Annotated in this window: 26 protein-coding genes and 1 riboswitch; of the genes, 11 read left to right on the top strand and 15 right to left on the bottom strand. The window is 58.3% G+C overall.

What is annotated here, in order from left to right; genetic code table 11:
• Positions 1-112: 112 nt before the first annotated feature.
• Genes ACODTY_RS06030 through ACODTY_RS06010 form a run of 5 tightly spaced genes read right to left on the bottom strand, consistent with a single transcriptional unit; the run spans position 113 to position 4,781 of the window.
• On the bottom strand, positions 113-487 hold the full coding sequence (locus tag ACODTY_RS06030; RefSeq protein WP_488993374.1) for a bleomycin resistance protein: 375 nt from the start codon (positions 485-487) through the stop codon (positions 113-115).
• Positions 484-798 (bottom strand): heme-degrading protein HmuQ, encoded by a 315-nt coding sequence (hmuQ, locus tag ACODTY_RS06025; protein ID WP_488993373.1) that lies wholly within the window; start codon positions 796-798, stop codon positions 484-486. The genes ACODTY_RS06030 and hmuQ overlap by 4 nt, the downstream gene beginning before the upstream one ends.
• A gap of 51 nt (positions 799-849) precedes the next feature.
• Entirely contained in the window at positions 850-2,172 is a 1,323-nt protein-coding gene (locus ACODTY_RS06020) for a TonB family protein (RefSeq protein ID WP_488993372.1), read from the bottom strand.
• A gap of 18 nt (positions 2,173-2,190) precedes the next feature.
• Positions 2,191-2,625, bottom strand: coding sequence for a hypothetical protein (locus ACODTY_RS06015; protein WP_488993371.1), 435 nt, complete (start codon positions 2,623-2,625; stop codon positions 2,191-2,193).
• A gap of 14 nt (positions 2,626-2,639) precedes the next feature.
• Positions 2,640-4,781 (bottom strand): TonB-dependent hemoglobin/transferrin/lactoferrin family receptor, encoded by a 2,142-nt coding sequence (locus ACODTY_RS06010; RefSeq protein ID WP_488993370.1) that lies wholly within the window; start codon positions 4,779-4,781, stop codon positions 2,640-2,642.
• Positions 4,782-4,980: 199 nt separating this feature from the next.
• Between ACODTY_RS06010 and hemP the strand changes: the two genes are divergently transcribed.
• The 5 genes from hemP to ACODTY_RS05985 are packed head-to-tail and all read left to right on the top strand — an operon-like array spanning position 4,981 to position 9,122.
• On the top strand, positions 4,981-5,190 hold the full coding sequence (gene hemP / locus ACODTY_RS06005) for a hemin uptake protein HemP (RefSeq protein ID WP_488993369.1): 210 nt from the start codon (positions 4,981-4,983) through the stop codon (positions 5,188-5,190).
• A gap of 52 nt (positions 5,191-5,242) precedes the next feature.
• Positions 5,243-6,301: a hemin-degrading factor gene (locus tag ACODTY_RS06000; protein WP_488993368.1), complete on the top strand. Its 1,059-nt coding sequence runs from the start codon at positions 5,243-5,245 to the stop codon at positions 6,299-6,301.
• A 10-nt stretch (positions 6,302-6,311) separates the two neighbouring features.
• Complete coding sequence (locus ACODTY_RS05995; protein WP_488993367.1) at positions 6,312-7,205, top strand: heme/hemin ABC transporter substrate-binding protein; 894 nt, start codon at positions 6,312-6,314, stop codon at positions 7,203-7,205.
• Between the two features lie 13 nt (positions 7,206-7,218).
• Complete coding sequence (locus ACODTY_RS05990; protein ID WP_488993366.1) at positions 7,219-8,322, top strand: FecCD family ABC transporter permease; 1,104 nt, start codon at positions 7,219-7,221, stop codon at positions 8,320-8,322.
• An 11-nt stretch (positions 8,323-8,333) separates the two neighbouring features.
• Positions 8,334-9,122: a heme ABC transporter ATP-binding protein gene (locus ACODTY_RS05985; protein WP_488993365.1), complete on the top strand. Its 789-nt coding sequence runs from the start codon at positions 8,334-8,336 to the stop codon at positions 9,120-9,122.
• 66 nt (positions 9,123-9,188) lie between these two features.
• On the opposite strand, the gene rirA is transcribed toward ACODTY_RS05985, so the two are convergent.
• Positions 9,189-9,650: an iron-responsive transcriptional regulator RirA gene (rirA, locus tag ACODTY_RS05980; protein ID WP_488993364.1), complete on the bottom strand. Its 462-nt coding sequence runs from the start codon at positions 9,648-9,650 to the stop codon at positions 9,189-9,191.
• A 276-nt stretch (positions 9,651-9,926) separates the two neighbouring features.
• On the opposite strand from rirA, the gene ACODTY_RS05975 reads away from it, so the two are divergent.
• Positions 9,927-10,478, top strand: a complete 552-nt coding sequence (locus ACODTY_RS05975) for a GNAT family N-acetyltransferase (RefSeq protein WP_488993363.1) — start codon at positions 9,927-9,929, stop codon at positions 10,476-10,478.
• Between the two features lie 77 nt (positions 10,479-10,555).
• On the opposite strand, the gene ACODTY_RS05970 is transcribed toward ACODTY_RS05975, so the two are convergent.
• Positions 10,556-11,749: a hypothetical protein gene (locus ACODTY_RS05970; RefSeq protein WP_488993362.1), complete on the bottom strand. Its 1,194-nt coding sequence runs from the start codon at positions 11,747-11,749 to the stop codon at positions 10,556-10,558.
• 258 nt (positions 11,750-12,007) lie between these two features.
• Between ACODTY_RS05970 and parC the strand changes: the two genes are divergently transcribed.
• Both parC and ACODTY_RS05960 read left to right on the top strand, forming a co-directional pair.
• On the top strand, positions 12,008-14,266 hold the full coding sequence (gene parC, locus ACODTY_RS05965) for a DNA topoisomerase IV subunit A (protein ID WP_488993361.1): 2,259 nt from the start codon (positions 12,008-12,010) through the stop codon (positions 14,264-14,266).
• Between the two features lie 174 nt (positions 14,267-14,440).
• The gene (locus ACODTY_RS05960) at positions 14,441-15,625 is read left to right on the top strand and encodes an AI-2E family transporter (RefSeq protein WP_488993386.1); all 1,185 of its coding nucleotides are present in this window, start codon (positions 14,441-14,443) and stop codon (positions 15,623-15,625) included.
• Here ACODTY_RS05960 and ACODTY_RS05955 read toward each other — a convergent pair.
• The 8 genes from ACODTY_RS05955 to hemB form a co-directional block, all read right to left on the bottom strand.
• On the bottom strand, positions 15,613-16,509 hold the full coding sequence (locus tag ACODTY_RS05955) for a DMT family transporter (RefSeq protein ID WP_488993360.1): 897 nt from the start codon (positions 16,507-16,509) through the stop codon (positions 15,613-15,615). The genes ACODTY_RS05960 and ACODTY_RS05955 overlap by 13 nt on opposite strands.
• Positions 16,510-16,615: 106 nt before the next feature.
• Complete coding sequence (locus ACODTY_RS05950) at positions 16,616-17,368, bottom strand: arginyltransferase (protein WP_488993359.1); 753 nt, start codon at positions 17,366-17,368, stop codon at positions 16,616-16,618.
• Positions 17,369-17,423: 55 nt separating this feature from the next.
• The gene (crcB, locus tag ACODTY_RS05945; protein ID WP_488993385.1) at positions 17,424-17,876 is read right to left on the bottom strand and encodes a fluoride efflux transporter CrcB; all 453 of its coding nucleotides are present in this window, start codon (positions 17,874-17,876) and stop codon (positions 17,424-17,426) included.
• Positions 17,877-17,957: 81 nt separating this feature from the next.
• Positions 17,958-18,020, bottom strand: a riboswitch (Fluoride riboswitch).
• 35 nt (positions 18,021-18,055) lie between these two features.
• The gene (locus ACODTY_RS05940) at positions 18,056-18,526 is read right to left on the bottom strand and encodes an RDD family protein (protein ID WP_488993358.1); all 471 of its coding nucleotides are present in this window, start codon (positions 18,524-18,526) and stop codon (positions 18,056-18,058) included.
• A gap of 70 nt (positions 18,527-18,596) precedes the next feature.
• A complete protein-coding gene (locus ACODTY_RS05935) occupies positions 18,597-18,962 on the bottom strand; it encodes a DUF423 domain-containing protein (protein ID WP_488993357.1) in 366 nt (121 codons plus the stop codon).
• An 18-nt stretch (positions 18,963-18,980) separates the two neighbouring features.
• A complete protein-coding gene (locus tag ACODTY_RS05930; protein WP_488993356.1) occupies positions 18,981-20,201 on the bottom strand; it encodes an MFS transporter in 1,221 nt (406 codons plus the stop codon).
• Positions 20,202-20,213: 12 nt separating this feature from the next.
• Positions 20,214-21,263 (bottom strand): aldo/keto reductase, encoded by a 1,050-nt coding sequence (locus ACODTY_RS05925; RefSeq protein ID WP_488993355.1) that lies wholly within the window; start codon positions 21,261-21,263, stop codon positions 20,214-20,216.
• Positions 21,264-21,388: 125 nt separating this feature from the next.
• The gene (gene hemB, locus ACODTY_RS05920) at positions 21,389-22,420 is read right to left on the bottom strand and encodes a porphobilinogen synthase (RefSeq protein ID WP_488993354.1); all 1,032 of its coding nucleotides are present in this window, start codon (positions 22,418-22,420) and stop codon (positions 21,389-21,391) included.
• Positions 22,421-22,642: 222 nt separating this feature from the next.
• Here hemB and ACODTY_RS05915 point away from each other — a divergent pair, with 222 nt between their 5' ends.
• From ACODTY_RS05915 to ldtR, 3 genes are all read left to right on the top strand, one after another.
• The gene (locus ACODTY_RS05915) at positions 22,643-23,686 is read left to right on the top strand and encodes an enoyl-CoA hydratase/isomerase family protein (RefSeq protein ID WP_488993353.1); all 1,044 of its coding nucleotides are present in this window, start codon (positions 22,643-22,645) and stop codon (positions 23,684-23,686) included.
• Positions 23,683-24,105 carry a DUF6163 family protein gene (locus tag ACODTY_RS05910; protein WP_488993352.1) on the top strand — a complete coding sequence of 141 codons (423 nt, stop codon included), beginning with the start codon at positions 23,683-23,685 and terminating at the stop codon, positions 24,103-24,105. Before ACODTY_RS05915 ends, ACODTY_RS05910 begins: the two co-directional genes overlap by 4 nt.
• Before the next feature lie 200 nt (positions 24,106-24,305).
• Complete coding sequence (gene ldtR, locus ACODTY_RS05905; protein WP_488993351.1) at positions 24,306-24,821, top strand: transcriptional regulator LdtR; 516 nt, start codon at positions 24,306-24,308, stop codon at positions 24,819-24,821.
• The last annotated feature ends 244 nt before the right edge of the window (positions 24,822-25,065 follow it).

Here is a 25,065-nt window from a genome sequence, read left to right as displayed (position 1 = left end):
GCCGAGCAAAGCGATGGCGATGCTGTCCGGGATCCATTCCGTGACATCGCGGCAGCGCGCTGCCGATGCAGAAGGTCGCCCAAACAGCGTCGTAGCAAAAATCCAGCTGCGCTTAGATTTCCTCTGGAGCGCAGCCGAACTTCAGCAGGTTGCCGTGCGGGTCCCAGACATAGAATTCCTTCATCTTCCAGGGTCGCACGGTAAACGCGCTGAGCTTCTCGACGCCGCGCGCCGAGAACTCGGCATGGAGGAATGGCACCTCGCCGCCGCGAATGTAGCAAGCCGACACTTCAGGCAGCTTGCGGTCGTCGGTTTTCCAGAAATGGATTTCCATCTCGTTGCGGCGAACGATCAGATACTGCTCGGCCTCATAGACGGTAACCGTGAAGCCGAGTTGGTCTTGATAGAATGCCTTCGTGACCCCGATATCGAGCGAAGGCAGAATCGGAATTGTTCGCGCCGGATCGGCTGGTGCCTCTGTGGTCATGCGCCCTCTACTGAAGCAAAGCCTTCGAACTGCGGGTGACCGAAGACGGTCAGCTTGCTGGTGCCGGCGTTCTTGTGCGAGTCGCGGAAATTCTGCGACTTGGTCCAGGCGACGAAATCGGCTTCGCTCTTCCAAACGGTATGAGACGCAAACAGCGTGTAGTTCTCGGCTTCGTTGAAAGCACCGCGCAGCAGGTGAAATTGTTCGAAACCGTTCATCTCGTTCAGGGTCGAGTTTCGGTTCTTCCAGACGTTTTCGAACTCTTCTTCCATGCCCTTGATGACCTTGAAACGGTTCATGGCAACATACATTGTGGCTATCCTCTCTGATTTATGCCGGATGGCTGTTGGAAACTTGGCTCCTCAGCGAACGCCGAGTGGCAGGGTAAACGCCCAACTGGATCGTCCAGCTTCGGGCGGGATTGGCGGGAAGGGCGCGGCGCGGCGCACCATGGCAATGGCTGCCTGGTCGAGTTCCGGCGAGCCTGAGCTGCGCACCACGCTGACGCCGCCGACACCGCCGCCGGCGTTGACGACGAACGTCACGTGGACGTCGCTGCGGGCCTTGGAGCGCGCGGCGCGCGAGATGGAGCGAACGGCGCGGCGCAATTTGGCGGCGACCTTGCCGGGGTAGTTGGAAACGGCGGCGTTGCCCGCGCTCGAGCTTGCGCCCTTGTTGGCGGCGCTGGCCGTCTTGCCCTGCGCATCGCCGTCCACGACACCGCGCTTGCTGTCGGTCTGGTTCTTGCCGCCGGAACCGGACGCGGCCTTTTCCTTCGCCGGCTGCTTTGCTGGAGCTTTTTTCTCCTGCGGCTTTTTCTCAGTCTTTTTCACCGACTCCGGTTTCTTGGCCTCGGCGGGCTTGGGCTTTTCGACCGGCTTGGGCTCCGGCTCGGCTTCGGCGGTCACGCGCTCGGGCTTCGGTTCCGGCACAACCTCCACGACCTCGGGGGTCTCAGGCTCGGCTGCTTCAACCACCGGCGCGACGACATTTTCAGTGTTCTCGGGCGTGACCGTCGTCGCTGTCAGCACTTCGGGCATCGGGCTTGCGGCGGCAACCTGCGTCGGCTCCTCGGTAACCGGTTCGACCTTGTCGGGAACGGCTGCCGCGTCCGGGACGTCCTCAGCCACTGGCTGGACGGTCTCCTGGACCGCCACCTCGGGCGTGACCTCTTCGACCGGCTCCACTGCCTCGGCGGTTTCCACCGGCTTTGCCTCGACCGTCTCAACGGGCTTGGCGTCGAGGAAGGGGATGATCGTCACCTTGGTGGCATCGGCCTCAACTGCGATGTCGCCGGCAGCGCTCTGGTCTTCGGGCGCATTGCCGAGCAGCACCAGTCCTGCTTCCTCACCGCCCTCGATGAGGATTTCGTCGGAACCTGTGGCGATGAAGGCAAACGCGACCGCAGCATGGAACACGCACGATGCGATCAGCGAAGCTTTCCACTTGCGGCTGCGGGAATTCGGCTTGGCGCGTGCCGGATCGAGCGGCTCAAATGCGGCCGGCGCAAGCTCAGCGCTTGTTCCCGAAAGTGTCGCATGTTCGGACTTGTCGCGCGTGCATATCTGGAGCGACCCGCGCGGGATGGCGAAGTCGGGATCGTCCGGCTCGGGCTGCAAGACGGATAGCCCGGCCAGTGGCCAGACCGCCGTCGTGCTACGCGAAAATGCCGGTTCCAGACCCAACGCCACAAAACCCCAAGATCATATGCCGAAGGCTATGCCCGTCTTCGTGCTGGTCTTCAACCGCTGCATGCAGGTGGCCGGTTCAATGCCTGCGCCTGCACATTCGGTGGAGTTGTTGACCAGCGCCCGCGAAATCTTGGCGCAATCCGTGCCGGCAAGATCGAAACGGACCACCTTCGTCTTTCCAGCAGGAAGCTCCTTGAAGTCGAGAACGGTCAGGCGATCGACCACACCAGTTTCGTTGAACAGCGCGATCTCGTAGGCCGCCTTGGAAAGATCGGACCCGAGGCCGTTGTTGACCACGAAGGTGAGGCGGCAGCCCTTGTCGGAGGGCTGCGCACCGTTGAGCTCAAGCGATAGGGTAGGACCGGGCGCAGCTTCCTGGGCAAGAGCTGCGCACGTCATCGAAGCCATGATTGCGGTGGCCGTCAGGAAACGGTTTCTTTGTCTCATGGCTCTTGCTCCCACTACCAGCCGAATTGCTTGGACAGGGACACCTTGAATGTCCGGCCCTTCGCGGCATCGTTGTGGAGGAACTCCTTGTATTGGGTGTTGAAGATGTTCTCCACGCCCGCCTCCGCGCTCCAACCCGCCAATTGTCCTTCTTGCGGCGTCCAGGACAGGAAGACATCGTGGACATTGAACGATTCCGCGAAACGAGTAGACCTTGGCGGCGGCACCGACGTATCCCTTGCCGGGTCCTGGGGTCCGGCAACAAATCGGGCCGTCCAACCGAATTTGAGATCGTGCTCGGGGATCTTTCCGCCCAAGGTCAATGAGAATTCGTGGGGCGCAACGGTAGTCAGATATGCACCCGTAATCTTGTTCTTGCCGATCACATGGGAATATCCAGCGTTGGCGAAGACATAGTCGGAATCGTAAGCAGCTTCGACTTCAAAACCGTAGATCTCTGCCTGATTGATATTTACGTAACCAGGTAGCGCGTTGGGTCCGCTCAGCAGTGCAGGGTTCAGGCTGATGAGATCCTTGATATCGTTGTAGAAGCCGGTGGTCTTGATTTGCAGGCCGTCACCTTGCTGAAGCAAATCGAATGCGGAAACGGCAAAGCCAAGTTCGTAGTTATTCGAACGTTCCTTAGATAGGTCCAGGCTTGGGTTGAAGGTGTTGCTGTTGCCCCCCGTTGAATAAACTTCGTCAAGCGTGGGAAAGCGTTCGGTATGCGCGATTGAACCGAATACTGCCAAGGTGTCGTTGAATTTGTAATGCGCGGCAATCTTTGGCGACAAAGCGGTATCGGTATCATCTTCCGTCAGGAGAGTTGAATCGCTGGGTGACAAGCGATGCCAATCGACTCTCATACCCGGAATGATTGTAAGACGCTCGTTCCAGATGAATTCGTTCTGGACAAATACACCTGTCTTCAGATCTGAACCTTCCGGATGGAAGTTTATGCCGGACGGAGTCCCAGCGACAGTGGTGGATTCAGCACTACGTACCTGGTAGCCGCTTTGCCAGCCATAGGTCAGGAAATTCTGCCAGCTATCGCCGCTCCATTCGCTGGTGTTCTGTGCATTGAATTGCCAGGTCTGGTAGCCATATTCCGTGTCGCAGATGAGCAGGCTGGTCGCGCAGGTGATCCCGAACATCGGGTTCCCACTGGCGTTGGTCTGGTCAACGGTCGTATCAGAAAATGATGCTGAAACCTTCAGGTCGAGCATGTCGCTGTCGCTGAACGGGTTCTCGTAGGATACGACGGCTGTCTTATCTATAACATGACGGTCAACCGTACCGAAAGTGGCGTCCGTACCGACTTGGGCATAGTTCTGGTCATCGGCATCCGAGTCCCACTGCTGGTATGAGACGCGCAGTTTTCCTTCGTCGCCGACGTTGAAAGTGCCCTTGGCCAGTCCTGACCATGCGGCGAAATCAGAACTAGGCACCAATGTTCCGTTGCCGGTTTCGTAAGAGTCGGCGCGACGGTAGTTGCCTGCAAACAGAAATTCCGCATTTTCGCTCAGCCGCTGTGCTAACACCGCAGAGCCTAGCCAACCGTTCTTGTTGCTATTGTAGGCGCCCTTCAATTTCAAAGCGCCGTTCTGGCCTTCTCCGATAAAGTCGGACGCGTCTTTCGTAGAAAAGTTGATGACACCGCCAATGGCGCCTGAGCCATAAAGTGTTGACGATGCGGGTCCACGCAGTACTTCGACCTTCTTGTAGAGTTCGGGATCGGAGAAAAATCCGCCCATACGGTACTGCTCGTAGTACTTATTGGCACCATCCACGGTTACGATAATTCGACCTTCTTCATTTGCAGATTCGGGAGCGCCGATGCCTCGAATGTTAAAAGTCTGGCCAAATACACGGTCCGAGCCGGAGGTGTTGACGCCTGGAATGCGCTTCAGAACATCGCCAACAGTGGTGGCCTGTTCCCGGTCGATATCCTCTTGCTCAACAACCGTAACCGACTGAGGGGTATCGATTGCAACTTTTTCGACGCCAGCCCCCAGGATCAAACGCTGGAGCAGGGTAACGCGCCCTTTCTTCTCAGCTTCGTTTGTTTGCTGTGCATGGGAGACCTGAACCCCCACAAGAACCGCTATTGCCGCTCCGCACATCAGAGCAGCCGTATTCCGAGCCACCAGCCCCATGTCCCAACTCCTGGTGTTTAAAACCATCTGTTGCTGGCTCGCGTACGCTTGCTGGCATTTTTGATCACTTACCGCACGTTAAATGTTGACTCATTTGGTCCGGTATTGCACTGACTAATAAACATGATTATTCGAGTCAAGAAATGAATTCGTCATTTCTGAAGTACCCGTGGCTACCTAACGAAAGGGACCGAGACCGATGAATGCTCATACTCCCAACGATTTCCGCTATCGCTTCCGCCGCCCAGAACAGGCGACGACGGTCCGGGTCGAACGCGCTCCGTTCTCCGTCAGGACGCTTTCGAGCAACAGCCTGTTTCAGGGCGAGCACGAAATCGGCATCGAACATCACGGTGCGCTCTACCGGTTGAAGATCACCCGGCAGGGGAAGCTCATCCTCAACAAATAATACAAGCGTCGCAAAAGCAGCCGATGCGGTGCGTCGCGAATACAGGTGAACAATGGACCAGCGCGTAAAACCAAGCCCGAACGAAATTCGTAGGGCTCGATCCGATAATCCCAAAATGCGTGAGCGCGACCTCTCCAGTCAGCTCGGTATCTCTGAAGCCGAGTTGGTCGCTGCTCATTGCGGCGAAGGGGTGGTTCGGATCGAACCGCGCGTCAGCGCCGTCCTCAATGGCTTGACCGCAGTCGGCGAGGTCATGGCGCTGACGCGCAATGAAAGCGCGGTCCATGAAAAGATTGGTGTTTACGACAAAGTATCGGTAGGTGAACACAACGCCATCGTTCTCAATCGCGACATCGATCTACGGATATTCCCGAAGAGCTGGGTACATGGCTTTGCCGTGGAGAAGCGAAGCGAAGGCGAAGTTCGCCACAGCCTGCAATTCTTCGACGGTGCAGGCGATGCGATTCACAAGATTCATCTGCGCCCGGCCTCAAACCTATACGCATTCCAGAAACTGGTTGCAGATCTGCAATCGACAGATCAGGGCCCGTCGATCGATGTGTTTCCACAGGCCGCGACAGATATTGAGGAATCGCCTGAGGCTGCCGGCACCGAGGATTTGCGCGATCGGTGGAGCAAGCTGACCGACGTCCATCAGTTCTTCGGCATGCTGAAGGCGCTGAAGCTTAACCGCCGCCAGGCTGTGCGGATGGTAGGGCAGGACTATGCTTGGAAGATCGACAATGAGGCTGTAGCGGCCCTTATGCATCATGCCGCCGCCGAAGCTACACCGATCATGTGCTTTGTCGGCAATCGGGGTTGCATTCAGATTCACTCCGGCCCGATCAAGGCGATCAAGCCGATGGGGCCGTGGTTGAATGTCCTCGATGAGACCTTCCACTTGCATTTGCGCCTGGACCACATCGATGAGGTCTGGGGCGTACGCAAACCAACCAAGGATGGCTTTGTCACCTCGGTAGAAGCATACGACGCGCAAGGCCGCATCATCATTCAATTCTTCGGCGAGCGTCATGAAGGCGAAACCGAGCGGGCGGATTGGCGTTTCCTGGCGGAGAACCTGCCGAAAGTTTCCACCTCCAAGGCGGGTTGAGGGCATCGGTATGTCAGTATTTTCGCGGTTTCTCGCAGGGGCTTCCGTAGGATTTGCGATTTTTCTGGCGGCTAACGCGCCTTCAATCGCCGATGAAGCCGTGGGCGCATTCAAGGACCCCTCGAAGGTTGCTTCCATTGGAGGATCGATTACTGAGATCGTCTACGCATTGGGCGAGGAGCATCGTCTTGTTGCGCGTGACTCCACCAGCACGTTCCCGGAAGCCGCATTGAAGCTTCCAGACGTCGGCTACATGCGCCAGCTTTCGCCGGAAGGTGTCTTGTCGGTCAATCCCAGCGGTATTCTGGCACTTGAGGGAAGTGGCCCGAAGGAGGCTATCGATGTCCTGAAGAAGGCGAGCGTACCCTACATCGAGGTGCCGGAAACATTCGACAACCAGGGCATCCTCGACAAAATTCGCGTCGTCGGTTCTGCTCTCGGGGTTCCCGAGAAAGCTGCGACACTCGCCTCCGAAGTTGACGGCAAGCTCAAGAAGGCCGAAGCGCAGACCGCCTCGATCAAGGAACGCAAGCGCATCCTTTTTGTCTTGTCGATGCAGGGCGGAAAGATACTTGCGTCTGGTTCAGATACGGCTGCGGATGGCATCATCCGCCTGGCCGGCGGCGTGAACGCGATCGATGGTTTTTCGGGCTACAAACAACTGGCCGATGAGGCGGTTGTCACGGCACGTCCCGATGTCATCTTGATGATGGATCGGGGCGGCGACCACTCGGTTGCAAATGACGATCTGTTCAAACACCCGGCAATCGCACCGACTCCAGCAGGACAGGCGCACGCAATCCTTCGGATGGAAGGTGGCTACCTGCTTGGCTTTGGTCCTCGCACTGCCGATGCCATCCATGACCTCGCCGTATCGCTCTACGGCGACAAGATCACTGATTGAACGGGCGCCGAAGATGGTCGATCAGACTGCCGGCGGTATGCCGGGCACGTTGAGATACGTGGCTGCCGGTGACCGTTCGTCCCGGGCGCGCCTTGTCATACTTCTGCTCGGTGTCGTGCTTGTGTTCACCATGCTGTTCAGCCTCGCGTCTGGCGCTTCTGATGCATCGGCCCTCAGTGTCGTTCGCAACTGGTTGTTTGGCGGAACGGCCGGCACAGATTTGCTGAGCATTCGTGACAACATCATTGTCTACGATATCCGCTTGCCACGTGTTGTCCTTGGCGCGCTTGTCGGTGCGGCGCTGGCGGTATCGGGCGCCGTCATGCAGGGGTTGTTTCGCAACCCGTTGGCAGATCCTGGTCTGATAGGCGTTTCGGCGGGTGCCAGTCTCGGTGCTGTCGCAGTCATCGTGCTCGGTGGCACGATGCTCGCACCGCTTACGGCGATATTCGGCACATTTACTTTGCCACTTGCGGCATTCATCGGCGGGCTTATCACGACGCTGGTGCTTTATCAGGTAGCAACACGACAGGGTCGAACCTCGGTGGCAACCATGCTTCTTGCCGGCATCGCGCTTGCGGCGCTTGCGATGGCGTTGACTGGCGTTCTGATATTCATGGCTGATGATCGCCAATTGCGCGACCTTACGTTCTGGCAACTGGGTTCGCTTGCAGGCGCGACCTGGCAAAAGATCGGTGCTGTCGGACCGGTGATCGTGGCGGCGATGGTTGCGATGCCATTTCTGGCACGGGGGCTGAATGCGTTGGCCCTTGGTGAGGCAACGGCCAGCCATCTCGGCATATCCGTGCAGCGGCTGAAATATATCGCTATCCTGAGTGTCTCGGCTGCGGTTGGCGCTGCGGTTGCAGTCAGCGGCGGCATCGGATTCGTTGGTATCGTCGTACCTCATCTTCTGCGACTGCTGATCGGGCCGGACAATCGCTATCTCTTGCCCGCTTCAGCGTTGCTGGGGGCTGCCTTGCTGTTGCTGGCAGATTCCGTTGCACGCACCATTGTTGCGCCTGCTGAACTGCCAATCGGCATTGTGACGGCACTGGCAGGCGCGCCGTTCTTCCTCTGGATATTGCTGCGCAAGCGCGGCATCATTGATTTGTGAGCGAGCCCGCAATGATTGAAGCTCGTGGCGTATCGGTATCGATCGGCAGGAAGTGCATCGTTTCGGATATCGACTTCGAAGCCCGGCCGGGCGAAATCGCGACGATGGTTGGCCCGAACGGGTCGGGCAAGACGACCTTCCTCAAGGCGTTGTCGGGAGAATATGCCTATAGTGGCCGCATCGCCGTCAACGGCAATGACCTGTCAGATTTGGCACCGGCACAAGCAGCTAGCGTGCGCGCGGTTTTACCTCAGGCAACGAGCTTGTCCTTTCCGTTTACGGTTCGTGAAATTGTCAAGCTTGGCCTGGTTGGCGGGCGTTCTGGCGTGTCGCCCAGCGAGGCGGAGCATCTGCCGGAGCAGGCTCTGGCGAAGGTTGACCTACAGGGTTTTGCCGGCCGTTTTTATCAGGAGTTGTCCGGTGGTGAGCAGCAGCGCGTGCAGCTCGCGCGCGTGCTTTGTCAGGTTTGGGCACCGGTTATCGATGGGCAGCCGAGATACTTGTTTCTGGACGAGCCCGTATCCAGCCTCGACATAAAGCATCAGCTGATCATCATGAACATTGCTCGCGACTTCGCCCAGCGCGGAGGTGGCGTTGTGGCCATTCTCCATGACCTCAACCTGACGGCAATGTTTGCTGATCGCATCTACGTCATGCACCGGGGCAACCTTGCTGCGGCCGGAACGCCGCGTGACGTTCTCAAGGATACGTTGATCGAGCAGGTATTTGGTTGCCGGTTGCGGGTAGGGGCGTTGCCGGCCGGCAATGCTCCTTTCGTGTTGCCGCAGTCTGCCATCTAGCAAACCGACAAAGCAAGTTCAGGCACGTCGCGTGACGACGGCTCTAACGCGAAGCGCCTGGCAGACCTATGCCGCTGGCGCGCGCTGGTCGAGATGGTCTATGCCCAGCGCCATGCGCATATTCGGGCGTGCAGCGATCAGGTCCGCGATGGTATGACGCTCGAGTACGGCGAAGAACGCGCCAAGCGCCTCGCGCAGGGCTGAATTGAGGCCGCAACTGTCGACGAGTGGGCATTCGGCGGCATCATTGTCAAAGCACTCGGCCATCGAAAAACTGTCTTCGGTGACACGAACCACATCAAACAATGTGATTTTTTCGGCAGGCCGGCCAAGACGCACACCGCCATTGCGACCGCGCACCGTCTCTACCAGACCGTTCTCCACCAAGGGCTGAAGGATCTTGAACAGGAACAGTTCCGATACCGAATAAGCTGCAGCGATTTCCGGAATGCGGCTCAACTTGTCCTTGTTGGTTCCGCAATACATCAGGATGCGCATAGCGTAGTTGGTCTGGCGCGTGAGCCGCATGGTCATTCCTCGCAAAACTGCTTGCCGGAATATGGGGTATACCTTGGAATAGTTCTAGACAAGCCAAAACAGGATAGATGAATTAATTTGTCACCTTATTCCGGAAATTCCGGGCATCAAGCCCGGAATCCCGGTGTTGCGCATTCCGCGACGTCATATCAGCCATCCACTTCCGACATGGCATATCGAGCCTGCCTCACTTGATGTTTATGGTGCAATGCACAATATTCATGCCGTCGACGAGCGACTCGGGGAGGAACCCACGAGGAGTGCGACATGGAACAGGATCTTCAAAGAGCCGTTCCCTTGATGGGGACGATCCGTCAGCTAAGACCTTCAGATCTTCCACGGTTTCGGGATCACCTTCTAAGACTTGATCCGGAGAGCCGGCGTGACCGCTTCAACGGCGTGACCGACAATACTTTTATCGAACGCTACGCCAATCGTTCCTTTGCCTCGGGTACCACCGTCATTGGTTATGTCGAGAATGGCGATGTTCTGGGGGCTGCTGAACTGCATGAGCGCGCCGAAGAGGCTGAGCCGACAGCAGAAATTGCCTTCAGCGTCGAACGGCATTTGCAGGGTCGAGGCATCGGGGCAAGCTTGTTCGAGCGTTTGATCATGCAGGCGCGGGGACTGGGCTACACCCAATTGCGGGTCACCACCCATCCGCAGAACGCAGCGATGCGGGCACTGGCCCGGCGCTACAATGCTATGCTTGTGTTTGAAGACGGAGAGACCGTCGGCACGATCCATCTTGACCCGCTGATGCCGCTCGGTCTGATCGCCTCTGGTGCGGTGCCGAAGCGGCCGCTTCGATTTGGCTGACCCGACTGCAGGCCGCCCAAAAAAGAAAAGGCCGCGCGTTTGCCCGCGCGGCCTTCGCTTAATTCAAGTGCCTAACATCAGTTCTCGTTTGCCTTGACTGCGACGCCAAGGGTCTTCGTGAGATTGAGCGGATTGGACATGGCATCCGCCATGATCATCGCAAAAGGAACCGGGGAGGCCGGCTGCGCCGAGATCGCAATGCTTTTCGGGTCGTCGAGATACTGGCTGACGGCAGCGGCAGCCTGTGCAGTCAATTCGGGGTTGTTCAGCTGAGCCAAACCGAAAGGCACGATTGCCTTTGCCTGGTTGGCGACATCCTTGGCGGACATGCCTTGCTGCTTGCCGAAGTACTCCAGAAGCCGGTTGGTCAGCGAATCGTCCGCGAAACGGATTGAAGCGCCATTGAAGGTCAATTGCTGCATCAGGCCGAGCATCGCCATACCTTGCGCGGAACTGTCCGCCCCCTCTGGCTGCGCGGCCATTTGTTTCTGCATATCCTGCAGTGACTTGATGAAGTCGACAGTGTAGCCGCTGATATCGAAGGTCATGCCGAAAGTGCCGGCATCATCGACTGTGATGTCATATTGCGAAAGCTTCATCTTGCCGTCGCTTGGCTGCCATGAGCCAGCAAGGCCGAGGCTGCCCGAAATTGTCTGGTAACCGAGAGCGTCGATGATTTCGCGGGACTTCGGATCTTCGACCAGCGAGAGGTCTCCGGTAAACTTTTTTGCCGAGCCGGTGAAAGCCATTGCCTCGCCATCGGCAGGCGGAGTGACATCCACCGTGAAGTTTTCCATTGAAAACGCGGTCTTGTCGGCAATTTTTACGGAAAGATTGGCCAGCTCGGCCGACTTATAGATCATCATTGAAGCCAGCGGATCAGTGCTGCCTTCGGCGGCAAGGGTCATGTCGTGAATGATGAACGGGCTTACATCCACGGTCGCGCCGTCCTCGCTTTTGGAGAACGGTTCCGTCGAAACCGTTTCGACCAGATAGCCGCCATCGGCCTCGATGATCCCCTCCAGCGTTATGTTGCCGATGGCCAGCCCTTCTTTTTCGGCAGGCGGCTTCACCGTTACGCCTTCAAGAACCATGCTGGACGCATCACCCGATATTCCGGTCCAGCTCATTTCCATGCCCTGATTTGAAAGCAGAGCCTTCAGTCGTTCGGCAACCGCCGCTGTGTCCTGGGCGAGTGCAGGGCTCAAGCTCATGCTGAACAGGAAGGTGGAGAAAGCCAGTTTCTGAAAAGTCGTGCGGTGGATGATCATCGCGGGCTCCAAAAGTGCCTGAGGCTGGTGGGATTCTTCATCTGTCATTTCAGTCCGGAAAGAACTGGACCGGAGCAAGGCGTTCGCGACACATTGGTCGAAATTCGCGAAAAAAGGCAATTGCCGCTACGCGGCACCTTGGCTGTTGTTTAACAGGTCCTGACTTGCCCCTAAGCCTGTCTGTGGAAACTGGGGCGTGGATTTCACCGATTGCGTCTTGCCCTTGCCGCGAATCAGTGCCTCGGCTAGTCCAAACTCATGGGAAAGAGCCTTTTGCCGCCTGACAATGGCGGTGGTGACAATATCGAGCCGGTCGATCTGAAGAAGGCGTTGGAAGAGCGCTATCTCGCTTATGCGCTGTCGACCATCATGCATCGTGCCTTGCCCGACGTGCGCGACGGGCTGAAGCCGGTCCATCGGCGCATCATGCATGCCATGCGGCTCCTGCGTCTCAATCCGGATCAGGGTTTTGCCAAATGCGCCCGCATCGTCGGCGAGGTCATGGGTAAATTCCACCCGCACGGCGACCAGTCGATCTACGATGCGCTGGTCCGGCTGGCGCAGGATTTTTCCATGCGCTACCCGCTGGTCGACGGGCAAGGCAACTTCGGTAACATTGACGGCGATAATGCTGCCGCCATGCGCTACACCGAAGCGCGCATGACAGACGTGGCCAGCGAATTGCTGGCAGGCATCACCGAAGACGCTGTCGACTATCGCCCGACCTACAATGAGGAAGACGAGGAGCCGGTCGTGCTGCCCGGCGCGTTCCCGAACCTGCTGGCCAACGGCTCGTCCGGCATCGCGGTCGGCATGGCGACCTCTATCCCGCCGCACAACGCGGCGGAACTCTGCGACGCGGCGCTGCACCTGATCGACAATCCGGATGCGACCGACGAAAAGATGATGGACTTTGTCCAAGGGCCGGATTTCCCCACCGGCGGCATCGTCATCGACAGTCGCGCCACTATCCTTGAATCTTACAAGACCGGCCGCGGCAGCTTCCGCGTCAGGGCGAAATGGCATCAAGAAGACCAGGGCAGGGGAACCTGGGCGATCGCCGTCACCGAAATTCCCTATGGCGTACAGAAGTCGCGCCTGATCGAGAAAATCGCCGAGCTGTTGATGGCGCGAAAGCTGCCCTTGCTCGATGATGTCCGTGACGAAAGCGCCGAAGATATCCGCATTGTTCTTGTTCCCAAGAGCCGCAGCGTCGATCCGGGCATCCTGATGGAGTCGCTGTTCAAGCTCACCGAGCTTGAAAGCCGTTTCTCGCTCAACATGAATGTGCTTTCGCGCGGCCGCGTGCCGAACGTCCTTTCACTGAAGGGCGTGCTCCAGGAGTGGCTTGACCACCGCCGCGACGTGCTCATCCGCCGCTCGCGCCACCGCCTTGGTGAAATCGAACGGCGGCTGGAGATCCTTGCCGGCTATCTCGTTGCTTACCTCAACATCGACGAGGTAATCAGGATCATCCGCGAGGAGGACGAGCCCAAGCCGGTAATGATGGCGCGCTGGTCGCTGACCGACACGCAGGCCGAAGCCATCCTCAACATGCGGCTGCGGGCCCTTCGCAAGCTGGAAGAATTCGAGATCCGCAAGGAATTCGACGGTCTGTCTGCCGAGAAGAAGCAGATCGAGGCACTGCTCGAGTCCGAAGCGAAGCAATGGAAGACGATCTCTTGGGAAATCCAGAAGATACGTAGGGATTTCGGACCCGAAGAGAACAAGGAGCTTGGGCCGCGCCGCACCAAGTTTGCAGAGGCCCCCGATCACGATCTTACCGACATTGCCCAGGCGATGATCGAGAAAGAACCGGTCACGGTGGTCGTCTCCGAAAAGGGTTGGTTGCGTGCGATGAAGGGGCATCTGACGGACCATGCCCAGCTTACGTTCAAGGAAGGCGATAGCCTGAAGCTGGCCTTTAACGCGCAAACCACGGACAAAATCCTAGTCTTCACCACGGGCGGCAAATTCTACACCATCGGCGCTGATCGTCTTCCGGGCGGGCGTGGACATGGCGAACCCATCCGCATCATCGTCGATATGGAAAACGACCAGGATATCGTCACCGCCTTCGTGCATGAGCCAAAGCGCAAGCTTCTTCTCGCGTCGCATCAGGGTAATGGCTTCGTGGTTGTGGAAGACGAAGTCGTCGCCAATACCCGCAAGGGCAAGCAGGTAATGAACGTAAAGACGCCGGACGAGGCAAAGTCCTGTATCCCGGTGGCGGGTGATCATCTCGCTGTCGTTGGCGAGAACCGCAAGATGCTTGTGTTTCCGCTTGCGGAAATCCCGGAGATGGCGCGTGGCAAGGGTGTTCGCTTGCAGAAGTACAAGGACGGCGGCGTGCTCGACCTCAAGACATTTGCAATTGAGGCCGGTCTCTCCTGGCAGGATTCGGCTGATCGAACCTTCACCAAGTCACAGGCTGAATTAACGGAATGGGTGGGCGCTCGTGCGTCGGCCGGCCGCATGGTGCCTAAGGGGTTCCCGCGCACCGGTAAATTTGGCTGAAGCCGGCCGGAAGTCCAATTGCGCAGAAGAGCAAACTTTCGTCAGGTTGGCTTGCTGTAACGATTGCTGCACAATGCGGGCGCATAGTGCGCCAGACAATCGATGGCGCGGGGTTTGGAGCAACAGCGTTTGAACGAACAGGAAAGTCACAAGAACAGGCGCGAATTGCGTTTGATGGGCCGCGCTGCACCCGTTCGGGCCGCAGTGGTTCAGCCTTTGTCGGCAGCACGCTGGCTTCTTATCCTGATTGTTGCAGCAGGCGTCTACTTCTTCCACGGCTTTCTGGTGCCCGTGTTGGCGGCCCTCATAATCGCCTTTGCGAGTTGGCCGCTCTATCGGCGGCTGCTGGCGGCAGTCGGTGGGAGTCGTACTATAGCGGCCACCTGCGCGATCCTTTTGATCCTCACGTTCCTGATCGTGCCGATCGCCTTCGCCAGCACCTATGCCTTCAACGAAATACACGAGTGGGTGGTCTGGGCTGTCGAAGCCAATAGGATTGGCGCGCCAACACCGCACTGGATCCTGGCGCTGCCGGTCGTCGGCGTGTGGCTTGATGAGCAGTGGACGCTCACTCTCAACCATCCGGGCGGAATCGGCGAGCTGATCCAGCTGGTCAGCGGCGCCAATATCGGCAGCATTTATCGCGGCGTGGTGGCCGCAGGCGGCAGTGCCTTCAGCCTCCTGTTGGCGCTGCTATTCATGCTGATTGCACTCTTTTTTACCTATCGGGATGGCGAAGCCTTCGCCGCCCAGATCGATCGGATTGGCGAGCGCATACTGCCAACGCGTTGGGAGCGGATTTCGCGCGTGGTGCCGGCGACGATCAGCTCGACAGTAACGGGCATGACGTTGATCGCGATAGGTGAGGGCGTCGTCCTCGGCATTGCCTATTGGCTGGCCGGCGTTCCTTCCCCTGTGACCCTTGGCGCATTGACTGGACTGATGGCCTTGATTCCGGGCGGTGCACCGCTTTCCTTCACGCTGGTGTCGCTCTATCTGGTTGCCAGCGGTTCGCCCGTTGCCGGTGTTGCATTGTTCATGTGGGGAACGGTGGAGCTTTTCATCGTCGACAAGACGTTGCGCCCCAAGCTGGTTGGTGGGCCCATCAAGCTCCCATTCCTGCCGACTTTTTTTGGTTTGGTCGGTGGGGTCAAGACGATGGGCTTCGTCGGCCTTTTTGTCGGCCCTGTCCTGATGGCGCTGTTGGTGGCGATCTGGCGCGAATGGCTGCACGAAACTGAAACAACCGAAATTGCCCCGGCGTCGCCCGTGCTTGTTGAACAGCGCGAAACGACTTTGACAATCGAGGAAGAACAGACGTCAGAATACCGATCGTCGCGGACCACTCAGGCCGGATGACGAACCACGGAAGCGGTCCGCCGCTTTCGCCCTTGGACAAGCTGCCACGTTGAATGCGCGATAAGCGTGACGATCAGGATTGTTCCGCCAATCAGACTGTCGCGTGTCGGCACTTCCGAAAAGATCATCCAGACCCATACCGGCGCAAGCACGGTCTCGAGCAGATAGAACATCGCAACTTCCGGTCCCGAAATGTATTTGGGTCCATTGGCGAGGCAGAAGAACGAAATTGGCATGATGATTGCGCCGTTGAAGATAATCCACCACGGTTCGGCGATATGGAAGCCCACGCCTGATACCATGTAGGCCGCGATGGCGAACGGAAAGATCACGCCGACCAGCGCGGTGAAGCCCATGTCCTTGCCGCTGGCGCGCGAAATGGTGATGGCACAAGCGATGCAGAAAGCAGAGGCAAGCGCCATCAGATTGCCGAACAGGTTGCCGGTTCCAAGCGAACTGCTGACGATGATCATGACGCCGAAGATCATAAGCGCCATCGCGACCAGCGTTACGGGTCGCGGCCTTTCGCGCAGGAACAGCCAGGATAAAAGCGCTGCAAACATCGTGTTGAAGGCGAGAATAAAGACGAGGTCGGCGGTCGAGGTGTGAAACACCGCAGTAATGAAGGTGATCGATCCGATGCCGTAAAGCGTCGCGACTACCAGCCCGTCTCGTCCGGGTATGAGTTGCGGCGCTTTTGGTGTCAGCCACCGCCACACTGCCCAGATCAACAGGGCCGCCAAAAAGGTCGTGCCGCTGCGTACCAGAAGAATTGACCATGCCTCACCGTTGGCGAGACGGACCAATGGAATGTCCACTGTCAGGGCCATGCCGCCTATGGCGGTTAAAACCAGGCCTTTGGTGTGGTGGTTTGTTTCTGACAAGGCAAAGACCCCGGCTGGCGGATGAAGGGACATCCAGATTTTTGTTGAAGAAACTCAGTCCCGCAGGACTATCGGCCGGTCGTTCTGCTCGGATCTGACGCCATTGTCACGAACCCGAATAACGCTCCCAGCCTTTTGGCCCCAAATGTTCTTGCGGCTGGAAGCGCATCTTATAGTTCATCTTGCGTGAACCATTGACCCAGTAGCCGAGATATACATGGGGCAATCCCATCGCCTTGGCGCGGGTGATATGATCGAGGATCATGAACGTGCCGAGTGATCGGCTGTCCAACTCGGGATTGAAGTAGGAATAGACCATCGACAACCCGTCGGCCATCTTGTCGGTGAGCGCAACTGCGATCAGTTCTCCCTGGCCCTTGCCGGTGATGAACGTGTCCGGGCCGCGACGCCGATATTCGATGATCTTCGTATCGACGTGCGTGTCTTCAACCATCATGGCGTAGTCCAGCACGGTCATGTCCGACATGCCGCCACGACGGTGACGTGCATCCAGATAGGCGCGAAAAAGGGAATATTGCTCTGTCGATGGTTCCGCAGCCTGCATGACGCCTACGAGGTCGTCATTTTCTTGCATGACGCGGCGCATATTGCGGCTCGGTACGAATTCCTGCGTCACGATGCGCACAGAGACACAGGCGCGGCAGGTCTCGCATGCAGGCCGGTATGCGATGTTTTGCGAACGTCGAAAGCCGCCTTGCGTCAGCAGGTCGTTTATCTCCGGAGCCTTGTCGCCGACGAGATGGGTAAAAACCTTGCGCTCAAACTGGCCATCGAGATACGGGCAGGGCGATGGCGCTGTCAGGAAAAACTGCGGCGACTGGGTCGGGTGGTGCGTCATTTAGCCAAAAAGTAACTCCACGACTCGCTCTACCTTGGCGTGGTCTGCAAAAAATTCAAGAGTTTTGCGGTGGTACAGGCCTACCTTCTTCTTCGATGGCAATCTGGGCGATGCGAACATCGCGATTGAAATGCGTCGCGATGAGGTGTCCGACCGCGACAGCGCCGACACATAGCACCACCGATGCCACGACATTTGCCGACGCTCGCACGACCGCACCGCTGCGCAACAGGTCCAGCGTCTGCAGGCTGAACGAGGAAAATGTGGTGAAGCCACCGCAAAGACCGATCATCACAAACATGCGAGCGCTTTCCGATGCCGGGTAACGACCATCGGCCAAGGTCAGCGTGCCAAACAGACCTATGAGAAAAGACCCGCCTGCATTGATGAGAATTGTTCCCCACGGTAGCGATCCCGAAATTGGTAAAGCCAGAACCGAGATCAGGTAACGAGCGAGACTGCCGATTGCGCCGCCGATCATCACCGCGAGGCATGTGGAAAAGGACACTTGATAATACCCTCCGTGAGCGCAGGCATAAAAAAACCCGCTTGCGGCGGGGTCTTTAAGACGCATCCCTACCGCGGTTTCGTTGCGGTAGGAGTCATCAGCCTTTGCAGGCGGTTTCGGGGGAGCTCCATCCCCATCGCGGCCAGTTTAGGCGGCAGCCGGGGTTTACACAAGCCTGCTCAGCGGTCCGTTCGCGAAACCGCTGTGCCAAGCAAGAGGTCGTGCAATGTGCGCTTACGGTCGGAAAACAGGGTAACCAGCAGCACCAGCGGCGTCAGGATCACGTTGCCCGCCCAAAACAGCACGGAGTGAACCACGGCTGTCATCCCGTCGATGCGTCGCCCATCGAGCCGGTCGAGGCGTATGTTCATCAGCTTCATGCCGGTGGTTGCCTGGTCCGCGCTGCCCAAGGTGTTCCAGATGTAGAGGATGGCCACCGCCGGCACCAGAATGCCGAATAGCGCCCAGCCAATGCCGAATGTCAGCAAGCCGAGCACAAGCACCAGAATGGCAAATGGGATCGTCAGCAAACCGACAATGAGGTAGTCGATGGCGAAAGCCATGATGCGGCGGGTGCGCACGCCCTCATAGGCACGCACATCGTCCAGTCGACCTGTAATGATTTCACCGTCAAGAACGCGGGCGTTCATGCTTACCCCTTCTGGTTCGGCTCACTCGTTTAAGCCGGTAGACATCAGATGGGAGAACACGGGATCTATTTCAAGATTTGTCGGCCATGTCTTGCTTCGCGGTCGGGCGCAGTGCCGAGAGGGCGATGCCAAGCCATCCGGCAATAAGAAGTGTGCCACCGACTGGCGCGGCGAAGGGGAAGAGACGCGATCCGATAAAGTCGCGAGCAAGCAGATCACCGCTGAACACGATCAGCCCGACTATCAGGATGTAGCTTCCCGTACGTAGGACGCGATTGGCATTGAGAAGACCGGCGGCAAGAAAAACAGGCGCGTGCATAAGCAGGAAAGATGCCGCGGTGCCAATGAATGCTCCGCCACGATGGGCTGCCGCCGCTGAAAGCACCACGCCGGCTGCTCCGCAGAGCCCGGCGGCAAACACAAGAATGCGGCTCATTTCACTATCTCCGCGAGGTCATTGATTGCGGCGGGCCTGAGCCAGCCAGTTGTACGCCGCGCCAAGTGCCATAAGCACGCTCGTCCCCAGGAAAACTGCCGGCATGCCGAAATGGCCTCCCACGAAACCGCCAAGCACCGGACCCGCCACTTGGCCGACATATTGGGCCGAGATCGAATAGCCAAGCACATTCCCGCCGACACGATCCGGCACGTTGTGGCGAATGACGCTGGTGATCGACGGCAACAACCCGCCAAGCGCAAGTCCCATGAGAAAACGCAGTGCCACCAGTTGCCAGCTTTCGGTGACAAAGGCCTGCGGTACGAGCAACAGTGCGGCAACCGCGAGCGCTACGATGACGACATTCCAGTGGCCGACCCGGTCCGCGAGCCGGCCAAGTCGTGAGGCTGATAAGATGCTGCCCAGTGCCGCCGCAGACATCACCACGCCTGCAACAAGCGTCACCCGCGCTTGGTCTTCGACCAGTTGCGCTACATATACCGTGATGATCGGCTCGATCGACATGTTCGCAAACATCAAGAGCATGCCGGTGAACAGCATGGCGACAACCGGGCGCTTGTCAGGGATCGAACGCCACGCGCCGTCCTGTTTCGTCTTGGCTTTGCCCGGAACCCGCCGGTCCTCCTTGATCAGGAAACTCGTGGCGAGAAAGGCAAGGAAGATGACGCCGCCGCAAAGCAGGAACGTGGCGCGAATACCGATAAGCGGCGGCAACCCGCCACCGATCAGGGGGCCAACGAGATTGCCCCCCATGATTCCTGCCGACAGGACGCCCAGCGCCCAGCCGGAGCGTTCCTTCGGCGTCTGCATAGCGACAAGGATTGTCGAGCCGGACGAGTATCCGCCAGCAAAGCCGACCAGCAGCCGCAGCAACACCAACTGTTCAACGCTTTGCACCATGCCCATAAGCGACATGCAGATAGCCATGCCGAGGCTGGCGCGCACAAGCATCAGCTTGCGGCCATATCGGTCGCCGAGCCTGCCCCAAAGCGGAGCGACCAGCGCGGCCGCGACGAATGTCGCCCCATAGGCGATGCCTGACCATTGCACGATCGATGCGTGGCCCTCTGCGCCAAGTTCCGCCACATAAAGCGGGAGAAACGGCAACAGGAGCGTCATCGCCACGATTGTCGTGAACGAGCCAAGGAAGCAGACGGCGAGATTTCTCCGCCAGTGAATGCTGTGCGCGTCGTCGTCGGCGCTGGTCGCAGTCGTCACAGTGAGATGGTCTCAGATGCGCGGGCTGGTTCGGTCCAGAACCAGATCCGCTTCGCCAAAACTCCTGTGGGCGGTGGCCTGCTGGTGCCAATACGGATAGAGCACCGGCGGCAGACTGACCGCATCGAGTTTCTTCTTCTCGTCCTCGCTCAGGACAAGGCTTGCCGCGGCGATATTGTCCTTGAACTGCGCTTCGTTGCGCCCTCCGATCACCAGCGTCGATACCGCCGGGCGCTGGAGCAGCCAGGCCAGTGCGATCTGCGCGGAAGAGATGTTACGCTCCCTGGCAATCTCGTTGAGTGCATCGACGATACGCCAAAGCCTGTCCTCATCGCGGATCGGCGGTTCATGCCAGCCCGACAATTGCCGGGCAGTTTCCTGGTCGCGGCTGTATTTTCCAGACAGAAGGCCGCCGGCAAGCGGGCTCCACACCATGACCCCAAGCCCTTGGTCAACGGAGATCGGAAGCAACTCGTATTCCGCTTCACGAGCTTCCAGCGTGTAGTGGATCTGCTGCGTCACGAACCGCGGATGGTTGTTTCGCTCGGCCACTCCCAGCGCCTTCATAATGTGCCAGCCGGAAAAATTCGAGCAGCCGACGTAACGGACCTTGCCTTGCTCGACCAACGTGTCGAGCGCCGCCATGGTTTCTTCAACCGGTATCAGCCCATCCCACTCATGCAGCAGGTAAATGTCGATCACATCGGTTTTCAGCCGCTTCAGGCTGCGCTCGCATTCGCGGATCAGGTGGTGCCGCGACAGGCCCTCGTCGTTCGGGCCGGGTCCGATCTTCAGGCGCGCCTTGGTCGCGATCAGCACGTCGTTCTTGCGCTTGCCATCCAGTACTTCGCCGATGATCTCTTCCGACAGACCGTTCGAGTAAACATTGGCCGTGTCGATCAGGTTGATGCCTGCGTCAAGGCAGAGGTCGATCAGGCGGCGGGCGTCGGCAACATCGGTTTTTCCCACGGCAGCGAATTTGCCGGCGCCGCCGAAGGTCATTGTGCCCATGGTCAGCGTCGAGATTTTCAGGCCTGAGCGGCCAAGATAGCGGTATTCCATTGGATGTTCCTGACTGGTTCGCAAAACCGGCGGCGCGTTCAGTTTAGATTGTCGGGCACGCCGGTGATGCCGGGCATATCACAAGCCGGCCGGTTCATTCGAACACAAACCCGTCAGGAAAACAGCTATCGCTTCAGCATTTCCGCGACCGTAGGCGCGAAATAGGTGAGGATGCCGTCGCAGCCGGCCCGCTTCATCGCTAGCAGGCTTTCCAGCATCGCCCGTTCGCCGTCGATCCAGCCATTGGCTGCTGCCGCCTTGATCATCGAATATTCGCCCGATACCTGATAGGCGAAGGTCGGCATGGCGAACTGGTCCTTCAACTGGCGCACGATGTCCAGATAGGGCAGGCCGGGCTTGACCATGATCATGTCGGCACCTTCGAGGATATCCTGCTCGGCCTCGCGCAGCGCCTCGGCGGAATTGGCGTTGTTGATGTAGTAGGTTTTCTTGTCGCCCTTAAGCAGGCCCGCAGTGCCGATCGCATCGCGGTAGGGACCGTAGAAGGCGGAATCGAATTTCGTCGCGTAGGACATAATGGCCACGTCCTGAAAACCGTTGGCGTCGAGCGCCGACCGGATAACGCCAATGCGGCCGTCCATCATGTCCGATGGCGCGATGATGTCGGAGCCGGCTGCCGCCTGCAGCACCGCTGCCGCCGTAATCTGCTCCACACTTTCATCGTTGGCGATAATGCCGTCGCGCAGGATGCCGTCGTGGCCATGGCTGGTGAACGGATCGAGCGCCGCATCGGTGATGATGCCGATTTCCGGTACCGCTGCCTTGATGGCGCGGGTGGTGCGGTTGATGAGATTGTCCGGGTCGAGAATATGCGAACCCGTTTCGTCGCGCAGGCTGAGGTCCACCTTCGGGAAAGTCGCGATGGCCGGAATGCCGAGCTTGGCGGCGCGTTCGGCTTCCTTGACGGCGATATCGACTGAATAACGAAAAACGCCGGGCATCGCTTCGACGGGCTGGCGCACGTTGGTGCCCTCAACGACGAACATCGGCCAGATCAGGTCGTCGACGGTGAGATGGTTTTCCTGAACGAGGCGCCTCGACCACGCCGCCTTGCGCATGCGCCTCAGCCGTCTGGAGTTGGTGACTTCGTCTACGCTCAGCGCGCCTGCCGCTTTGGTGGGTGCGAACCTGTTCATTTCCAAACTCCGCTCGAGCGGCCACTGCTGCGCCCGGGTCTGCTCTACATGCCGCAAAAACGAGAATGGGATCGTATCTATTCCCGAACTGCGCTCCGCAGGAGCTTTTAGCATGAGGGAAGGCCTTCGACCAATGCGACATCGTTGTGTCGGCATTGACGCATCCATGTGCCGCCCTTAGCACTTTCAGCCGTACTTTCACCGGAAGGGGATTCTCGGCGTATGGATTTTGGCGGCGGCGATGAAATCCGTTTTGACGTCGAGGGGCGGGCAGGCGTCGTCACGTTGAATCGCCCGAAGGCCCTAAATGCCGTCACGCACAAGATGGTCCGTGCGCTCACCGAGGCCTTGGAGGCATGGCACGAGGATGATGGCGTTCAGCTTGTCGTGATCCGGGGCGAGGGCAGGGCGTTCTCGGCAGGCGGCGACATTCTTCAGGTCTACGAGGCCGGCAAGGCCGGACAGCTTCCAGTCGAGTTCTTCGCAGACGAATACAGGCTGAATGCCCTGATTGCCCGTTTCGGCAAGCCATATGTCGCGCTCATTGATGGTATCGTGATGGGTGGAGGCTTCGGCGTGTCGTTTCATGGTTCGCACCGCGTCCTGACTGAAAACGCGGTATTTGCCATGCCGGAAGTGGGTATTGGCTTCTTCCCGGACGTCGGGGGCAGCCACATCCTGCCGCGCCTTGCCGACAGTTTCGGCCTGTATCTCGGCCTCACGGGAAACCGCATCAGATACGGTGACGCGCTGGCATCTGGATTGGCCACGCATACGATCAAGGCTGCGGAACAGGCGGAGTTTTTCGACACACTGGTCAAGAGTGGCGAACCCGATCAGGTGTTGGCCCGTTTCCACGCACCTGCAGCCGCTGAGACCGACGCAGCAACTCTTGCGTCCGTCCACCGGCACTTCTCCGCCGGCTCGTTGGGCGACATCCTGGCAAGCCTGAGGCAGGCAGCCGCGTCCGACGAATTCGCCGCGAAGACATTGACGACGATGCTGTCGCGGTCGCCGACAAGCCTGAAAGTTGCGTGGCGTCAGATCAAGGCAGGGGCCCAACTTTCTATGGACGATTGCATGCGCATGGAGTTCCGCATCCTCAACCGCATGCTGGCCGGCAAGGATTTTTACGAAGGCATCCGTGCTGCCCTTATCGACAAGGGCTCAGTGCCTGTGTGGCAGCCGGCCAGCCTTGATGCCGTCAGTGAAGAACAGGTTGAAGCCTATTTCGCCTCTCTGGGCGCACGGGAATTGGTCCTGTGAGCGACAGTGTTTCGAGACGGCCAGCACTTCAGCCGACCGCCACCGAAACCATATTCGCTTGGTTCATGCGCATCGTTGCGGCCTACTGTCTTCTGTTTGGCGTGCTGTACTGGATCAGGTTGATCGGGTTTTACCCCGGGACGTTGTTCCGTTTCGACCTGATGCCTGTTCATTGGCAGATTGCCGCGTCTGCGCTTGCGGTGCTTTTTCCATTCGCGGCTGCGGGCCTTTGGATGCTTGCGCCTTGGGCGCCGGTTATCTGGTTTTTATGCGCTTCCGCCGAAACCGCCATGTATGTCGGCTTCCCGCAGTATTTTGGCGAGCGCTGGCCGATTGCATTTATCCATGCCGCCGTTGCGTTGATCTACATTGCGCTAAGGCTGCTGATGCATATGCAAAAGCGGAAGGAAGCGCGGTAGTTCAGGCTCTGCGTGTTCAGTAAATATTTAGGTTAACTTTCAGAATGGACGTGACCATTCATTAAGCCTCTCAGCGACCTGTTACCGGTAAGCTCTTGTTAGCCTTGGCGTTTAAGTCGAATTTTATGAGTATTCGATAGTGTCGGTCCCAAGGTGAGAAAAACAAAAAATCACCGGGCGACAAACGAGAGGCAAAGACAATGAACAACCCGCGTCCTGCGGCGAAGTCCGCAAACGTATCCGACGACCGCCGTGAGGCGATCCGCTCGCTGTACATGGAATCGCTCCAGCTCGTCGAGCGGTTGCACCGCCGTCTTCTTGACGTCATCAAGGATGAGTTCGACCGCAACGGCCGTTCCGACATCAACGCCATTCAGGCACTGCTGCTTTTCAACATCGGCAACGCTGAATTGACGGCCGGCGAATTGCGCTCGCGTGGTTACTACCTCGGCTCCAACGTTTCCTACAATCTGAAGAAGCTGGTCGATCTAGGCTTCATCAATCACCAGCGCTCGCGCATTGACCGCCGTTCGGTGCGGGTCAGCCTGACGGACAAGGGCTCCGACGTCGCGGAAGTCGTGGCCGGCCTTTACGAACGTCACGTTGGCTCGATTGAGCAGGTTGGCGGCATCAATACCGACGAATTCAAGCAGATGAACCGCGCGTTGCAGCGCTTGGACAGGTTCTGGAACGATACCATCGCTTACCGCATGTAAGTGATCGCTGCGCCGACTGGCGCGAGTTTGAGAGCCAAGCAAGGCCGGTGCCCAAAAGGCACTGGCCTTGTCTTTTGTGTCACTGAGGTTGGCATGATTGGCCAATGCGCCACGTTGCCGCCATATTCAAATGAAAGCGAAAGACGAGTAAGGTAGCGGTAGGAATGCTCCTACCTGTCTGGAACCTTGTTTCGGCGCGGTGCGTTTTTTACGCCGATGTGATGCCGGTATGGTTGGCGAATTG

The sequence above is a fragment of the Mesorhizobium sp. FG116 genome (genome assembly GCF_057809835.1).
This window is presented reverse-complemented; position numbering and strand designations above follow the sequence as displayed.

What these genes read in the sequence shown, in the direction of transcription:
- ACODTY_RS06030 (WP_488993374.1), bottom strand. Translation starts at nt 487, where the DNA reads ATGACCACAGAGGCACCAGCCGATCCGGCGCGAACAATTCCGATTCTG.
- hmuQ (WP_488993373.1), bottom strand. Translation starts at nt 798, where the DNA reads ATGTATGTTGCCATGAACCGTTTCAAGGTCATCAAGGGCATGGAAGAA.
- ACODTY_RS06015 (WP_488993371.1), bottom strand. Translation starts at nt 2,625, where the DNA reads ATGAGACAAAGAAACCGTTTCCTGACGGCCACCGCAATCATGGCTTCG.
- ACODTY_RS06010 (WP_488993370.1), bottom strand. Translation starts at nt 4,781, where the DNA reads ATGGGGCTGGTGGCTCGGAATACGGCTGCTCTGATGTGCGGAGCGGCA.
- hemP (WP_488993369.1), top strand. Translation starts at nt 4,981, where the DNA reads ATGAATGCTCATACTCCCAACGATTTCCGCTATCGCTTCCGCCGCCCA.
- ACODTY_RS06000 (WP_488993368.1), top strand. Translation starts at nt 5,243, where the DNA reads ATGGACCAGCGCGTAAAACCAAGCCCGAACGAAATTCGTAGGGCTCGA.
- ACODTY_RS05995 (WP_488993367.1), top strand. Translation starts at nt 6,312, where the DNA reads ATGTCAGTATTTTCGCGGTTTCTCGCAGGGGCTTCCGTAGGATTTGCG.
- ACODTY_RS05990 (WP_488993366.1), top strand. Translation starts at nt 7,219, where the DNA reads ATGGTCGATCAGACTGCCGGCGGTATGCCGGGCACGTTGAGATACGTG.
- ACODTY_RS05985 (WP_488993365.1), top strand. Translation starts at nt 8,334, where the DNA reads ATGATTGAAGCTCGTGGCGTATCGGTATCGATCGGCAGGAAGTGCATC.
- rirA (WP_488993364.1), bottom strand. Translation starts at nt 9,650, where the DNA reads ATGCGGCTCACGCGCCAGACCAACTACGCTATGCGCATCCTGATGTAT.
- ACODTY_RS05975 (WP_488993363.1), top strand. Translation starts at nt 9,927, where the DNA reads ATGGAACAGGATCTTCAAAGAGCCGTTCCCTTGATGGGGACGATCCGT.
- ACODTY_RS05970 (WP_488993362.1), bottom strand. Translation starts at nt 11,749, where the DNA reads ATGATCATCCACCGCACGACTTTTCAGAAACTGGCTTTCTCCACCTTC.
- parC (WP_488993361.1), top strand. Translation starts at nt 12,008, where the DNA reads ATGGGAAAGAGCCTTTTGCCGCCTGACAATGGCGGTGGTGACAATATC.
- ACODTY_RS05960 (WP_488993386.1), top strand. Translation starts at nt 14,441, where the DNA reads ATGGGCCGCGCTGCACCCGTTCGGGCCGCAGTGGTTCAGCCTTTGTCG.
- ACODTY_RS05950 (WP_488993359.1), bottom strand. Translation starts at nt 17,368, where the DNA reads ATGACGCACCACCCGACCCAGTCGCCGCAGTTTTTCCTGACAGCGCCA.
- ACODTY_RS05940 (WP_488993358.1), bottom strand. Translation starts at nt 18,526, where the DNA reads ATGAACGCCCGCGTTCTTGACGGTGAAATCATTACAGGTCGACTGGAC.
- ACODTY_RS05935 (WP_488993357.1), bottom strand. Translation starts at nt 18,962, where the DNA reads ATGAGCCGCATTCTTGTGTTTGCCGCCGGGCTCTGCGGAGCAGCCGGC.
- ACODTY_RS05925 (WP_488993355.1), bottom strand. Translation starts at nt 21,263, where the DNA reads ATGGAATACCGCTATCTTGGCCGCTCAGGCCTGAAAATCTCGACGCTG.
- hemB (WP_488993354.1), bottom strand. Translation starts at nt 22,420, where the DNA reads ATGAACAGGTTCGCACCCACCAAAGCGGCAGGCGCGCTGAGCGTAGAC.
- ACODTY_RS05915 (WP_488993353.1), top strand. Translation starts at nt 22,643, where the DNA reads ATGGATTTTGGCGGCGGCGATGAAATCCGTTTTGACGTCGAGGGGCGG.
- ldtR (WP_488993351.1), top strand. Translation starts at nt 24,306, where the DNA reads ATGAACAACCCGCGTCCTGCGGCGAAGTCCGCAAACGTATCCGACGAC.